The following is a 12,924-nucleotide window of genomic DNA, read 5'->3' as shown; positions in this document are numbered from 1 at the left end:
TATCCTGATACCCGATCGTCGCCCGTTCGGCCTCCCGGCCCACGCCGCGCGACATGCCGAACCGCAAGCCACATTGAGGAGTCAGGCCCGACCATGGCCGTACCCAAGCGCAGAATGTCGCGCGCGAACACCCGTAGCCGGCGCGCGCAGTGGAAGGCCGAGAAGACCGAACTCGTCGGTGTCACGGTCGCAGGTCAGCGGCACAAAGTGCCGCGCAGGCTGCTCAAGGCCGCCCGCCTCGGCCTGATCGACCTCGACCGCCGCTGATCTGATGGCGGCGGCCCGCCGCTGACCTGATGGCGGCGGCCCGCTGCGCCCGGCTTCGCCGCACTTGCGACCGCCGCTAGCCCCTCACCGGCGCGCCTCTCAGGTCAGTCTCAGGCGGTGGGACGAAACTAGGGGCCGTGCGAATACTGGTCGTCGACGACGATCGCGCCGTGCGCGAGTCGCTGCGTAGGTCGTTGTCCTTCAACGGCTACTCGGTCGAGTTGGCCCATGACGGGGTCGAAGCTCTCGAACTGATCGCCAGCGATCGCCCCGATGCGCTCGTCCTGGATGTGATGATGCCGAGGCTGGATGGCCTCGAGGTGTGCCGACAGCTCCGCAGCACCGGGGATGACCTGCCGATCTTGGTGCTCACGGCGCGCGATTCGGTCTCCGAGCGGGTCGCCGGCCTGGACGCCGGCGCCGACGACTACCTGCCCAAGCCGTTCGCCCTGGAAGAACTGTTGGCCCGGATGCGTGCTCTGCTGCGCCGGACCAAGCCGGAGGACGAGGCCGAATCGGTGGCGATGAAGTTCTCCGACCTCACCCTGGACCCGGTGACCCGCGAGGTCACCCGCGGGGAGCGCCGGATCAGCCTGACGCGCACCGAATTCGCGTTGCTCGAAATGCTGATCGCCAATCCGCGCCGCGTGCTCACCCGCAGCCGCATCCTCGAGGAGGTATGGGGGTTCGACTTCCCCACCTCGGGCAATGCGCTGGAGGTCTACGTGGGTTACCTGCGCCGCAAAACCGAAGCCGACGGTGAGTCCCGGCTGATCCACACCGTGCGCGGGGTGGGTTACGTCCTGCGGGAGACACCGCCGTGACGATGCAATGCCCACGATGATCAAGTTCCCCCGGCCTCAGCGCCCACCCATGCGCCCACCGCTGCGCGCGACCCCGTCGCTGTCGTTGCGGTGGCGGGTCATGCTGCTGGCGATGTCGATGGTCGCCATGGTCGTGGTGCTGATGGCGTTCGCCGTCTACGCCGTGATTTCGGCCGCGCTCTACAGCGACATCGACAACCAACTGCAAAGCCGGGCCCAGCTGCTGATCGCCAGCGGTTCCCTGGCCGCCGACCCCGGCAAGGCGATCGAAGGCACCGCCTATTCGGACGTCAACGCGATTTTGGTGAACCCGGGCCACGCCATCTACACCGCCCAGCAGCCCGGTCAGACCCTGCCGGTCGGTCCGGCGGAGAAGGCGGTCATCCACGGCGATCTGTTCATGTCGCGGCGCACCGCCGGCGATCAGCGGATCCTCGCCGTCCACCTGCAGAACGGCACCTCGCTGCTGATCTCCAAGAGCCTCAAGCCGACCGAGGCGGTGATGAACAAACTGCGCTGGGTGCTGCTGATCGTCGGCGGGGTCGGGGTGGCCGTCGCCGCGGTCGCGGGCGGCATGGTCACCCGGGCCGGCCTGCGCCCGGTGGGCCGCCTGACCGAAGCGGCCGAACGCGTCGCCCGCACCGACGACCTGCGACCCATCCCCGTGTTCGGCAGCGACGAATTGGCCCGGCTCACCGAGTCGTTCAACCTGATGCTGCGGGCGTTGGCCGAATCGCGGGAACGGCAGGCGCGGCTGGTCACCGACGCCGGGCATGAACTGCGCACCCCGCTGACGTCGCTGCGGACCAACGTCGAGCTGCTGATGGCGTCGATGGAACCCGGAGCGCCGCGGCTACCCGAACAGGAGATGGTCGACCTGCGCGCCGACGTGGTCGCTCAGATCGAGGAATTGTCCACGCTGGTAGGCGATTTGGTGGACCTCACCCGCGACGACGCCGGCCAGGTGGTGCACGAGCCGGTCGACATGTCCGACGTGGTCGACCGCAGCCTGGAGCGAGTCAGGCGGCGCCGCAACGACATTCACTTCGACGTCGACGTGACGCCGTGGCAGATGTACGGCGACGCCGCCGGCCTGTCGCGTGCGGTCCTGAACCTGTTGGACAACGCGGCCAAGTGGAGCCCGCCGGGCGGTCACGTCGGCGTCACCATGCGGCAACTCGACCCGTCGCACGCCGAGCTGGTGGTCGCCGACCACGGCCCCGGGATTCCACCGCAAGAGCGCCGGCTGGTGTTCGAGCGGTTCTATCGTTCGACGACGGCACGGGCCATGCCCGGCTCCGGCCTCGGGCTGGCGATCGTCAAGAAGGTCGTGCTCAACCACGGCGGCTTGCTGCGCGTCGAGGACACCGTCCCGGGCGGCCAGCCCCCGGGTACCTCCTTCTATGTGCTGCTGCCCGGACGGCCACTGCCGCCGGCGACATACTCCGCGACCGAGCCGGAGGCCGGCCAGGTAGACGCCGCGACCGAGGCGGGCGGGCCGGCGGCCGGCGACGAGGCGAACTCTGGGGAATCGGCGAACGTTATCTCAGTGGACTCTCAGTCCGCGCGGGCAAGGTAGGTCTGCGGCTACTGTTGAACCCAGCCGTCGACTTGCCGAAACACTGAGATAGAGGAAGAGCGACTTAGCGACATGACGAATGACCCGAGGTATTCGCCACCGCCGCAGCAGCCGGGATACCCTCCCGCGCCGAATCAGACTGCGTCCGTCCCGAGCCATGCGGGGTCCTCGGGCTATGCCCAGGGGCAGCAGCAGCCGTACAACCAGCAGTTTGACTGGCGCTATCGGTCGCAGCCGTCGCAGACGAGCCAGTTCCGTCCGCCCTACGAACCGTTCGGCAACACCGGCCCTGGCCGGATCCCCGGCACGGGTCCGATGCCCGGCATGCCGCCCGGTATGCCGGCCGCACCGGAACCGCGAAAGCGTTCTCGCGCAGGGCTTTTGACCGCCGGGGCGTTGGCCATCGCGGTGGTGTCGGCCGGTATCGGCGGCGCGGCGGCGACGGCGATCGAGCTCGGCGACCACGCCTCGGGCAACGGCGGCGGGCGGGTCGTGGGGGCGGCGCCCAGCGTCCCGGCCGCGAACATGCCACCGGGCAGCGTCGAACAGGTGGCCTCCAAGGTCGTGCCCAGCGTCGTGATGCTCGAGACCGATATCGGAAGGCAGTCGGAAGAGGGCTCCGGGATCGTCCTGTCGACCGACGGGCTGATCCTCACCAACAACCACGTCGTCGCGGCCGCGGCGGGATCGCCCAAGCCTCCTGCGGGTCTCCCCGGGGCTCCGGTGCCTCCCGTCGCGCCGGGCGGACCCGGCGGACCCACACCGAAAACCACGGTGACCTTCTCCGACGGTCGTACCGCCCCGTTCACGGTGGTCGGCACCGATCCCACCAGCGACATCGCCGTGATTCGCGTGCAGGGCATGTCCGGACTCACGCCCATCTCCCTGGGCTCCTCGTCGGATCTGCACGTCGGTCAGCCGGTGGTGGCGATCGGGTCGCCGCTGGGTCTGTCGGGCACGGTGACCACCGGGATCGTCAGCGCGCTGAACCGGCCGGTGTCCACGACGGGTGAGTCGGGCAACCAAAACACCGTGCTGGACGCCATTCAGACCGATGCCGCGATCAACCCCGGTAATTCCGGCGGCGCGTTGGTCAACATGAGCGGCCAGCTGGTGGGCGTCAACTCGGCGATCGCCACCCTCGGCGGCGAATCGCCGGACGCCCAGAGCGGCTCGATCGGGCTGGGCTTCGCGATCCCGGTCGACCAGGCCAAACGCATCGCCGACGAGTTGATCGCCACGGGCAAGGCGTCGCACGCCTCGCTCGGCGTCCAGGTGACCAGCGACAAGGGCACCCCGGGCGCCAAGGTCGTCGACGTCGTCGCGGGCGGCGCGGCCGCCGCCGCGGGCGTGCCGAAGAACGTGGTCGTCACCAAGGTCGACGACCGCCCGATCAACAGCGCGGACGCGTTGGTGGCCGCGGTGCGCTCCAAGGCGCCCGGCGACAAGATTTCGCTGACGTTCTCCGACCCCGCCGGCGGCGGGAGCCGGACTTTGCCGGTGACTCTCGGGAAGGCGGACCAGTAGTGAGAGTGGACGAACCCTCGGCGACGGGGTTGTCGGAGCTCGGATATACGGTTGCACCCATGGAAACGGGGGCGGAATTGGTAGTTGGCCGGGCTCTGGTCGTGGTGGTCGACGACCGCACCGCGCACGGAGACGAGGACCACAGCGGCCCGTTGGTCACCGAGCTGTTGACCGAGGCGGGATTCGTCGTCGACGGTGTGGTGGCGGTGGCCGCCGACGAGGTCGAGATCCGCAACGCGCTGAACACCGCCGTGATCGGCGGGGTGGATCTGGTCGTCTCGGTCGGCGGCACGGGTGTCACCCCACGCGACGTCACCCCGGAGGCCACCCGCGAGATCCTTGATCGCGAGATTCTCGGTATCGCGGAGGCGATCCGCGGCTCGGGGCTGTCGGCGGGCATCATCGACGCCGGTTTGTCCCGCGGTCTGGCCGGGGTCTCCGGCAGTACGTTGGTGGTCAACCTGGCCGGCTCCCGCTATGCGGTGCGCGACGGAATGGCGACTCTTAATCCGTTGGCGGCCCAGATCATTGGGCAGCTGTCGAGCCTCGAGATCTAAACCCGGGACCCGAAACGGGTCACTTCGATTCGGCCTCCGCGCGGGGCCCGTGCTCCGGCGGGGGCGTGGTCGTCACACCGCCGTGCCTGCCCGACGAGTCGCCGTTGGTTTGCGCGAGTAGGTCGCGGATTTCGGTGAGCAGGACGACCTGCGCGTCGTCGGCCGGCTCGACCTCACCCCGCTTGCGCAGTGTCGTGTACGGCAACACGACCAGGAAGTACACCACCGCGGCGATGATCACGAAGTTGATCGCGGCCGACAGGACGTTGTTCAGGTCGATGGTCTGACCGCCGCCGATGCTGATGCGCAGGATGCCGAGATCAGACTTCTGGTTGACGCCGATCCGGTTGATCAGCGGTTTGATGATGCTGTCGGTGAACTGCGTGACCAATGCGGTGAAGGCAGTACCGATGACCACCGCGGTAGACAGGTCGACGATGTTGCCCCTCGAGAGAAACTCCTTGAACCCTTTGAGCATTGGGACTGGCCTTTCTGCGACTGGACAGAGTTTGCTGCAGGCAAGCGTGGCCTCCCGCGGGCAGGCACTCAGTGCAACGTGAGTGTCACCGTCTGGCCCAGCGCCGAGCCCGCCACCGTGTTCGCCACACGAGCCGGCAGCGCAACCAACACTACGCGGTCGGCATCGGCGGCCTGGAGCTTTTCCTTGGCCGACACGAGGACCACGACGGCGTCGGTCGCCACCACCCTGGGGGCGGCATGGGCGGTTTCCGGCGCCCCGGTCGCCGGCGCCGCCAACACGTCGACCACATCCCCAGCGCGGACGAGGTCGATCAACGCGCCGTCCGCCAGATGCAGCGGCACGATGCGGGCCCCCGGTCCCGCTTTCGACCCGATCGCCGCCTCGGCCAGCCGGTTGCCCAGTAACCGGACGTCGGTGAGCACCTCGCCACGCCTGGCCGGGCCGGCCAGCGTCGAACCCACCACCGCGCCCACGTCGGCCCGAGCCCCGTCGGGAACTGTTGAGGCCAAACGCTTTTCGATTCGGACGTCGGCGGCGGTCAACGCGTTGCCGGGGCGCAGGTCGTGGTCGGCGACCACCACCTGCGTGTAGTCACCGGCGGGATTGGAGCGCAGCGTCGCGATGCCGGCCAGCACGACCAGCCCGCCCGCCGCGACGCGGCGCGCCAGCACGGTGCGGGTCCAGTCCGGTCGCAACCACAGCGACAGCCGGCTCAATACGCTTGGGTTCAGCGATGATTCGCCCACGGGGCAACGGTAGGCGCAACGCGGTGCCCGAGTCGCCGGTCAGCGACGCGCGTGTGGATAACGCTCAGTTGGTGGCCGCGGCGGCGGGGGAGGGTGTGGAGCTGCTGCTCGACTTCTCGCTCGAGGCGGACTTGTCACTGGAACCGGACTTCTCGCTGGAACCCGAGCTCGAACCCGAGTCGCTCGACGAGGAGCCGTTGGTGGAGGCGCTCGACTTCTTGCCGGACTCGCGGCTGTCGGTGCGGTAGAAGCCGCTGCCCTTGAACACCACTCCGACGGAGTTGAAGCGCTTGCGAAGCCGACCGGAGCAGCGTTTGCACGTGGTCAGCGCATCGTCGGTGAAGGCCTGCACGATGTCGAAGCGATCGTCGCACTCGGTGCACTGATAGCTGTAAGTCGGCACGAAAACCTCCGGATGATTGCAAACCTGGTTAGCACTCTAGCGTCTCAAGTGCTAGAACCGCCACGTGACATGTCTCATTCCCGACATGTCAGTGCGAATCGAGGGCGATCAGTCCTCGTTGCGGCGTGAGCGCGTGGGTCATCGGGACGTCGTGCGGACCGGCCGGGATCTCGTCCAGCAATTCCGCGTCGCGGACGAGCGCCACCAGCGGCGCGTGGGGGTCACGGCCGCCCAGCGAGCGGTCGTAGAACCCCCGCCCCCGGCCCAGCCGCACGCCGGCGCGGTCGACGGCCAGCGCCGGCACCAGCACCAGGGCGGCCTCCGCCAGGGCCGCCGCCGGCAGCCACGGCTGCGGGGGCTCGAGCAATCCCCACCGGCCGGTGGTCAGGGTGCCGGGCCGGTATTCGCCCCACGACAGCGGCAGCGGCGTGTTGTCGGCGGTGGTGCGCGCAACCGGCAGCAGCACCCGGCCGGCGCGGCGCAGCAACATGTCCAGCAGCTCAATCGACCCCGGCTCGGTGCCCACCGGCACATAGGCGCAGACCGTGCTGTCGCTGGCCACAATGCTTTCCGGGGCTTCCAACTTTTCCCGCAGCAGGTCCGCCTCGGCGGCCCGAACGTCGTCGGCAACGCGGCGCCGGGCCGCGAGTAGCTGTTCGCGCAACGCGGCCTTGCCCGTGGTTGCCATGCGTCAACCATGACAGCCAGGACTTTGCCCGCGCCACATCGACTCGGCAAAGCGGATGCGGGTTATCGTGTGAACGATGTCATGCCCAAACGTGGTGGTGCCACGCACGGCTGTTGTGCCCGCCGCCGGTCTCGGTACCCGCTTCTTGCCGGCAACCAAAACGGTGCCCAAGGAACTGCTGCCGGTGGTCGATACCCCGGGCATAGAGCTGGTGGCCGCCGAGGCGGCCGAAGCCGGCGCCGAACGGCTGGTGATCATCACCTCCGAGGGCAAGGACGGCGTCGTCGCGCATTTCGTCGAAGACCTCGTACTGGAAAGCACGCTGGAGGAGCGCGGCAAAACCGCAATGCTCGACAAGGTCCGCCGCGCGCCGCGACTGATCAAGGTCGAGTCCGTCGTGCAGAGCGAACCGCTGGGGCTCGGCCACGCGATCGGGTGCGTGGAATCGCGGCTGTCCGACGACGAGGACGCGATCGCGGTGCTGCTGCCCGACGACCTGGTGTTGCCGACCGGCGTGCTGGGCACGATGTCGAAGGTGCGGGCCCACCACGGCGGCACCGTGTTGTGCGCGATCGAGGTCACCCCCGAAGAGATCAGCGCCTACGGCGTTTTCGACGTCGAGCCGGTGCCCGACGATGAGAACCCCGACGTGCTGCGGGTCAAGAGCATGGTCGAGAAGCCCAAGGCCGAGGACGCGCCGTCGCTGTTCGCCGCGGCGGGCCGATATGTGCTCGACCGCGCCATCTTTGACGCGTTGCGCCGCACCGAGCGCGGGGCCGGCGGCGAAGTGCAACTCACCGACGGCATCGCCCTGCTGATCGCGGAGGGCCACCCGGTGCATGTGGTCGTGCACCGCGGATCTCGACACGACTTGGGAAATCCTGGCGGCTACCTCAAGGCTGCGGTTGACTTTGCATTGGATCGTGACGACTACGGCCCGGATTTGCGGCAATGGTTGGTGGCGCGATTGGGCCTGGCCGAGCAGTAGCCCGGCGGTAACCCGGCCGGCGGGCCGCCCGTCAGGCAGCGAGGGCAGAGAGGCGCGCTGTGCGTTCGGTGGAAGAGCAGCAGGCTCGGATCACGGCTGCCGCGGTGGCCCCGCGGCCGATACGTGTGGCGATCGCCGAGGCGCAGGGATTGATGTGCGCCGAGGAGGTGGTGACCGAACGCCCGATGCCCGGTTTCGATCAGGCCGCGATCGACGGCTACGCGGTGCGCAGCGTCGACGTCCTCGGCGTCGGCGAGGTGGGCCACGACAGCCTGCCCGAGCCGATCGACGACTCACCCGAGAGCGACGGGCGCGACGGGCTGGTGCTGCCGGTGATGGGCACCGTCGAGGCAGGTTCGCGCACGCCCAGCCGCTTGCAGCCACGCCAGGCCGTCCGCGTGCAGACCGGGGCCCCGCTGCCCACCCTGGCCGACGCGGTCCTGCCGATGCGGTGGACCGACGGCGGGACGTCGCGCGTGCGGATCTACCGCGGGGCGCCATCGGGCGCCTACGTGCGCCGCGCCGGCGACGACGTCCAGCCCGGTGATGTCGCGGTGCGCGCCGGAACGGTCATCGGCGCGGCCCAGGTCGGGCTGCTGGCCGCGGTCGGCCGCGAACGGGTGCTGGTCCATCCCCGGCCGCGGGTCACGATCATGGCGCTGGGTGGGGAACTGGTCGACATTTCCCGCACCCCGGGGAACGGCCAGGTCTACGACGTCAACTCCTATGCACTGGCGGCCGCGGCCCGCGACGCCGGTGCCGAGGTCAACCGCGTCGGGATCGTCGGCGGCGGCGCCAAGGAGCTTCGCGACATCGTCGAGGGCCAGATCAATCGCGCCGAGGTCATCGTCATCGCCGGGGCCGTCGGCGGTGCGGCGGCCGAAGTGGTGCGTTCGGTGCTCTCCGAGCTCGGCGAGCTCGAGGTCGTCCGGGTCGCGATGCATCCCGGCTCCGTCCAGGGCTTTGGTCAGCTGGGCCGCGAGGGCGTCCCGACGTTCCTGTTGCCGGCCAATCCGGTGAGTGCGCTGGTGGTCTTCGAGGTGATGGTGCGCCCGCTGATCCGGCTATCGCTGGGCAAGCGCCAGCCGATGCGCCGCATCGTGCAGGCCCGCACACTGTCGCCGATCACGTCGGTGGCCGGGCGCAAGGGTTACCTGCGCGGCCAGCTGATGCGCGACCAGGAGAGTGGGGAGTATCTGGTGCAGGCGCTCGGCGGCGCCCCGGGCGCGTCTTCGCACCTGCTGGCCACCCTCGCCGAAGCCAACTGTCTGGTGGTGGTGCCCAGCGGCGCCGAGCAGATTCGCACCGGCGAAATCGTCGACGTCGCCTTCTTGGCTCAGCGCGGCTGAGCGGAACGACTGCGTCCACGGTGAACCTCTTGCGCTCCAATTCCCGTCATCCGGGTTGGCCCATGAGCGTTGGGCCGCTTCGGGTTCCGGCGGGCGTGGTCCGCCTGCGGGCGGTGCGGCTGCGCGATGGCGCGCAGTGGAGCCGGATCCGGCTGAGCGATCGTGCGCATCTGGAGCCGTGGGAGCCCAGCGCCGAGGGTGATTGGACGGTCCGGCATGCCGTGGCCGCGTGGCCGGCGTTGTGCTCCGGCCTGCGGGCGGAGGCGCGCCAGGGACGGATGCTGCCCTACGTCATCGAACTCGACGGGCAGTTCTGCGGCCAGCTGACCATCGGCAACGTCACCCACGGCGCGTTGCGGTCGGCGTGGATCGGCTACTGGGTGCCGCGGTCGGCCACCGGCGGCGGGGTGGCGACCGCGGCGTTGGCCCTGGGGCTCGATCACTGCTTCGGGCCGGTGATGCTGCACCGGGTGGAGGCCACCGTCCGCCCGGAAAACGCCGCGAGCCGGGCCGTGTTGGCAAAGGTGGGGTTCCGCCAGGAGGGCGTGCTGCAGCGCTACCTGGAAGTCGACAAGGCGTGGCGCGACCACCTGTTGATGGCCATCACCGTCGAAGAGGTCACCGGATCGGTGGCATCGGCGCTGGTCCGCGCCGGTAACGCCAGCTGGGTATGACCGCCACCTATAAATTGGGTCGGTCGGCGACGCTCCGACCGTGACCGGATTTTTGCCGATTTGGGACTGGCGCGACACGAGTGACTCATGGTGCTTGTGGGAGGCAAATTACAGGTGTGTAATTGTCCTGGTCGTCATGACCCGGCCGCGTTGGCCACGAATGGGCTTCGCGGGGGATGAGAACCACAGAGAGCAGGTCATCATGCCAAGCATCCCGCAGTCATTGTTGTGGATATCGCTCGTGGTGCTGTGGCTGTTTGTCTTGGTGCCGATGCTCGTCAGCAAACGCGACGCGGTGCGCCGCACCAGCGATGTGGCGTTGGCGACGCGAGTCCTCAACGGCGGGGCCAACTCCCGGCTGATCAAGCGCAGCGGTCCGGCCGCCGGTCACCGCAGCGATCCCGACTGGCAACCGCCGGAAGACTCGGCCGACACCGACCTCGACGAGGAGCACGACCTTGCCGAGAACGACGACGACCGCGAGACGGATGACGACGCCGACACCGACGAGCTGAGCCGCCGGCGCCCGGTGGTGATGAAAATGGCCGTGACCGAGCCCGCCGAGGCCGACGAGCCCGACTACCTCGACGTCGATGTCGTCGAGGATTCGGCCGCACTTCCGGTGGGGGCCAGCGATTCTGCGGCCGAGGACGTCGACGAGGAACCGGCCGAGGACGACGTCGACACCGAGGCCGTCGCCAAGCACGACGACGAGGACCGCTACGAGTACGTCGAGGACTCGTCGGGATTGGAGCCCCCCGCCGAAGACGCCGACGACGACGACGAGGTTCCAGCCCCGATGCCGCGCAGCGCTGCCCGCCGGCGCCGGCTCGACGCCAAGACGGCCGCCGCGGTCAGCGCCCGCAAGTACGCGTTCCGCAAGAAGGTCTTGATGGTGATGGCCCTCGTCCTGATCGGCTCGGCCACCGCGGCGTTCAAGATCTCGCCGAGCGCCTGGTGGGTATGCGGCAGCGCGATCGGCATCACCCTGCTGTACCTGGGCTATCTGCGCCGCCAGACGCGCATCGAGGAGAAGGTGCGCCGCCGCCGGGCGCAGCGGATGGCGCGGGCGCGCCTCGGTGTCGAGAACGCCTACGACCGGGAGTACGACGTGGTCCCGTCGCGGCTGCGCCGCCCGGGCGCGGTGGTGCTGGAAATCGACGACGAGGACCCGGTCTTCGAGCACCTGGACTACGCGATGGCGATGAGGACCTACGGGTGGCCCCGGGACTTGCCGCGCGCCGTCGGCGAGTAGTGCTCGCGTTTCGGCGGTTGGTGCCGCGGCTGGTAGCCTGCTAGCGGTCAGGGGCTATGGCGCAGTTGGTAGCGCGACTCGTTCGCATCGAGTAGGTCAGGGGTTCGATTCCCCTTAGCTCCACAAAGTTTGAGCACGTAACAGCGCATCTCCCGGTTATTTGCATTCACCGAATGGTGTCCGCCGCGCAGCGGGTACGCAGCGGATTCGATCGCGGCACCAAGTATGCGACGCCGCCGTCTCACCTACGAGGGCTCGTCGTCGGCTGGAGAGTCGTCTTTGGTCAGGTGGCGCAGGACTCGTTCGTTGAGGGCGGCGAGCATGTCGAGCTCAGCAGGGGTAAGCAGTTCGATGAAGTTCCGGCGGACGTCCTCCACGTGCCGGGGCGCCGCCTTCTCGATCGCGGCGCGGCCAGCCGGCAACAGGCAGACCATGGTGCTCCGGGCATCGTCGGGGTTGGGCTCACGACAGATCAGCCCGCCCTTCTCCATGCGTCGCACCTGGTGGGAGACACGGCTCTTTTCCCAGCCCAGTGTGTTGCACAGGTCGCGGGCGGGCATGCGGTCCCGGTCGTGCTCCGAGAGCACCGCCAAGATCTGGTAGTCGGCCCCCGACAGGCCCATTTCCTGCAGGCCCCGGTTCAGGTGCACGTCGAGCTGATGATGCGCGTGCTGGAACGCCCGCCAGGCGCGGTCTTCACGAGGGTTCAGCCAGTTCGCATCCATTAGCCGCTCATGCTACCGCGATTTGGTTGACGCGTCATCAAACCTGGCTTAAGGTAGACACATCAACCTTTTCGTTCATCTATTCGAGACAGGACTCACCTCATGAGCAGCATCAGCATCATCGGCACCGGGAACATGGCCCGAGCCATCGGCGAGCTGGCGGTAGCCGGTGGCAACACCGTCGAGGTCATCGGCCGCGATCAGTCCAAGGCAGCTGACCTGGCCAACACGCTCGGCCGCAACGCCACGACCGGCGAGTTCGGCGCCGTTCCGGCCGGGGACATCGTCATCGTCGCCCTCTTGTACGCCCATGTCGTTCCGGTCGTCGCCCAATACGGAGACGCCCTCGCTGGCAAGGTCATCGTCGACATCAGCAACCCCTTCAATGCCGCGGCCGACGGGCTGGCCATCCCCGATGGCACCTCGGTCGCGCAGCAAGTTGCCAAGGCCGCGCCGGCCAGCGCCAGCGTGGTGAAGGCGTTCAACACCATCTTCGGCGTTGTCCTGGGCCAGGGCCGGCCGCTCGACGTCTTCCTCGCCGGCGACGACGTGCGCGCCAAGGCGGACGTGGCGGCGTTCATCGAGAGCCTCGACCTGCGCCCGCTGGACGTCGGCGCGTTGCACATGGCGCACTGGCTGGAAGGAATGGGCCTGGTCGTGATGGGCCTCGCCCGCCACGGCGTGGGGAATTTCGACTTTGCCCTCGGCGCCACCGTTCCCGCCTGAGGCGCACCGCCCCGGTCCGAGCCGTGGACGGACCGGGGCGCCGGGAGCCCAAACAATGGTTGATGGATCACCGAAAGGAATCCCAATGAACTTGGTTTCGCACTTCCCATCGTCGGGCCCGCTGTCAGCAGCGCC

At 68.8% G+C, this 12,924-nt stretch carries 15 protein-coding genes and 1 tRNA gene; 11 read left to right on the top strand and 5 right to left on the bottom strand.

All coding sequences use genetic code 11. The features are described 5' to 3' along the window. The first annotated feature begins 93 nt into the window (after window positions 1–93). The 5 genes from rpmF to QGN30_RS22870 all read left to right on the top strand — a co-directional run bounded on the left by rpmF (window position 94) and on the right by QGN30_RS22870 (window position 4,754). The gene (rpmF, locus tag QGN30_RS22890; protein ID WP_003872812.1) at window positions 94–267 is read left to right on the top strand and encodes a 50S ribosomal protein L32; all 174 of its coding nucleotides are present in this window, start codon (window positions 94–96) and stop codon (window positions 265–267) included. Window positions 268–404: 137 nt separating this feature from the next. After that, the gene (gene mprA / locus QGN30_RS22885) at window positions 405–1,091 is read left to right on the top strand and encodes a two-component system response regulator MprA (RefSeq protein WP_008254065.1); all 687 of its coding nucleotides are present in this window, start codon (window positions 405–407) and stop codon (window positions 1,089–1,091) included. A gap of 16 nt (window positions 1,092–1,107) precedes the next feature. After that, window positions 1,108–2,670, top strand: coding sequence for a HAMP domain-containing sensor histidine kinase (locus QGN30_RS22880; RefSeq protein ID WP_038538434.1), 1,563 nt, complete (start codon window positions 1,108–1,110; stop codon window positions 2,668–2,670). Window positions 2,671–2,742: 72 nt separating this feature from the next. Next, window positions 2,743–4,197 (top strand): S1C family serine protease, encoded by a 1,455-nt coding sequence (locus QGN30_RS22875; protein ID WP_029385689.1) that lies wholly within the window; start codon window positions 2,743–2,745, stop codon window positions 4,195–4,197. A gap of 59 nt (window positions 4,198–4,256) precedes the next feature. Then, window positions 4,257–4,754, top strand: a complete 498-nt coding sequence (locus QGN30_RS22870) for a MogA/MoaB family molybdenum cofactor biosynthesis protein (protein WP_008254072.1) — start codon at window positions 4,257–4,259, stop codon at window positions 4,752–4,754. Window positions 4,755–4,773: 19 nt separating this feature from the next. On the opposite strand, the gene mscL is transcribed toward QGN30_RS22870, so the two are convergent. The 4 genes from mscL to QGN30_RS22850 form a co-directional block, all read right to left on the bottom strand. After that, a complete protein-coding gene (gene mscL / locus QGN30_RS22865; protein WP_042792238.1) occupies window positions 4,774–5,232 on the bottom strand; it encodes a large-conductance mechanosensitive channel protein MscL in 459 nt (152 codons plus the stop codon). 68 nt (window positions 5,233–5,300) lie between these two features. Then, entirely contained in the window at window positions 5,301–5,981 is a 681-nt protein-coding gene (locus QGN30_RS22860) for an SAF domain-containing protein (protein ID WP_038535162.1), read from the bottom strand. Window positions 5,982–6,045: 64 nt separating this feature from the next. After that, window positions 6,046–6,384 (bottom strand): FmdB family zinc ribbon protein, encoded by a 339-nt coding sequence (locus QGN30_RS22855; RefSeq protein ID WP_080749691.1) that lies wholly within the window; start codon window positions 6,382–6,384, stop codon window positions 6,046–6,048. 88 nt (window positions 6,385–6,472) lie between these two features. After that, window positions 6,473–7,072 (bottom strand): 5-formyltetrahydrofolate cyclo-ligase, encoded by a 600-nt coding sequence (locus QGN30_RS22850; RefSeq protein WP_008254092.1) that lies wholly within the window; start codon window positions 7,070–7,072, stop codon window positions 6,473–6,475. Between the two features lie 76 nt (window positions 7,073–7,148). Here QGN30_RS22850 and QGN30_RS22845 point away from each other — a divergent pair, with 76 nt between their 5' ends. The 5 genes from QGN30_RS22845 (at window position 7,149) to QGN30_RS22825 (ending at window position 11,461) form a co-directional block, all read left to right on the top strand. Then, window positions 7,149–8,060: a UTP--glucose-1-phosphate uridylyltransferase gene (locus QGN30_RS22845; RefSeq protein ID WP_008254094.1), complete on the top strand. Its 912-nt coding sequence runs from the start codon at window positions 7,149–7,151 to the stop codon at window positions 8,058–8,060. Between the two features lie 59 nt (window positions 8,061–8,119). Continuing rightward, window positions 8,120–9,409, top strand: coding sequence for a molybdotransferase-like divisome protein Glp (glp, locus tag QGN30_RS22840; protein ID WP_036458274.1), 1,290 nt, complete (start codon window positions 8,120–8,122; stop codon window positions 9,407–9,409). Between the two features lie 20 nt (window positions 9,410–9,429). Beyond that, window positions 9,430–10,083: a GNAT family N-acetyltransferase gene (locus QGN30_RS22835; protein ID WP_179300620.1), complete on the top strand. Its 654-nt coding sequence runs from the start codon at window positions 9,430–9,432 to the stop codon at window positions 10,081–10,083. 202 nt (window positions 10,084–10,285) lie between these two features. After that, window positions 10,286–11,338: a divisome protein SepX/GlpR gene (gene sepX, locus QGN30_RS22830; protein ID WP_051012166.1), complete on the top strand. Its 1,053-nt coding sequence runs from the start codon at window positions 10,286–10,288 to the stop codon at window positions 11,336–11,338. A gap of 50 nt (window positions 11,339–11,388) precedes the next feature. Continuing rightward, window positions 11,389–11,461, top strand: a tRNA-Ala gene (locus tag QGN30_RS22825). A 122-nt stretch (window positions 11,462–11,583) separates the two neighbouring features. Here QGN30_RS22825 and QGN30_RS22820 read toward each other — a convergent pair. Then, entirely contained in the window at window positions 11,584–12,063 is a 480-nt protein-coding gene (locus QGN30_RS22820) for a MarR family winged helix-turn-helix transcriptional regulator (protein ID WP_008254102.1), read from the bottom strand. Window positions 12,064–12,165: 102 nt separating this feature from the next. Between QGN30_RS22820 and QGN30_RS22815 the strand changes: the two genes are divergently transcribed. Further along, window positions 12,166–12,789 carry an NADPH-dependent F420 reductase gene (locus QGN30_RS22815; RefSeq protein ID WP_248923516.1) on the top strand — a complete coding sequence of 208 codons (624 nt, stop codon included), beginning with the start codon at window positions 12,166–12,168 and terminating at the stop codon, window positions 12,787–12,789. Window positions 12,790–12,924 lie beyond the last annotated feature (135 nt).

Source organism: Mycobacterium sp. 3-98 (genome assembly GCF_035918355.1).
Classification (GTDB): domain Bacteria; phylum Actinomycetota; class Actinomycetes; order Mycobacteriales; family Mycobacteriaceae; genus Mycobacterium; species Mycobacterium intracellulare.
The sequence above is the reverse complement of the archived record's forward strand: the minus strand, read 5'-3'. Positions and strand labels throughout refer to the sequence as shown.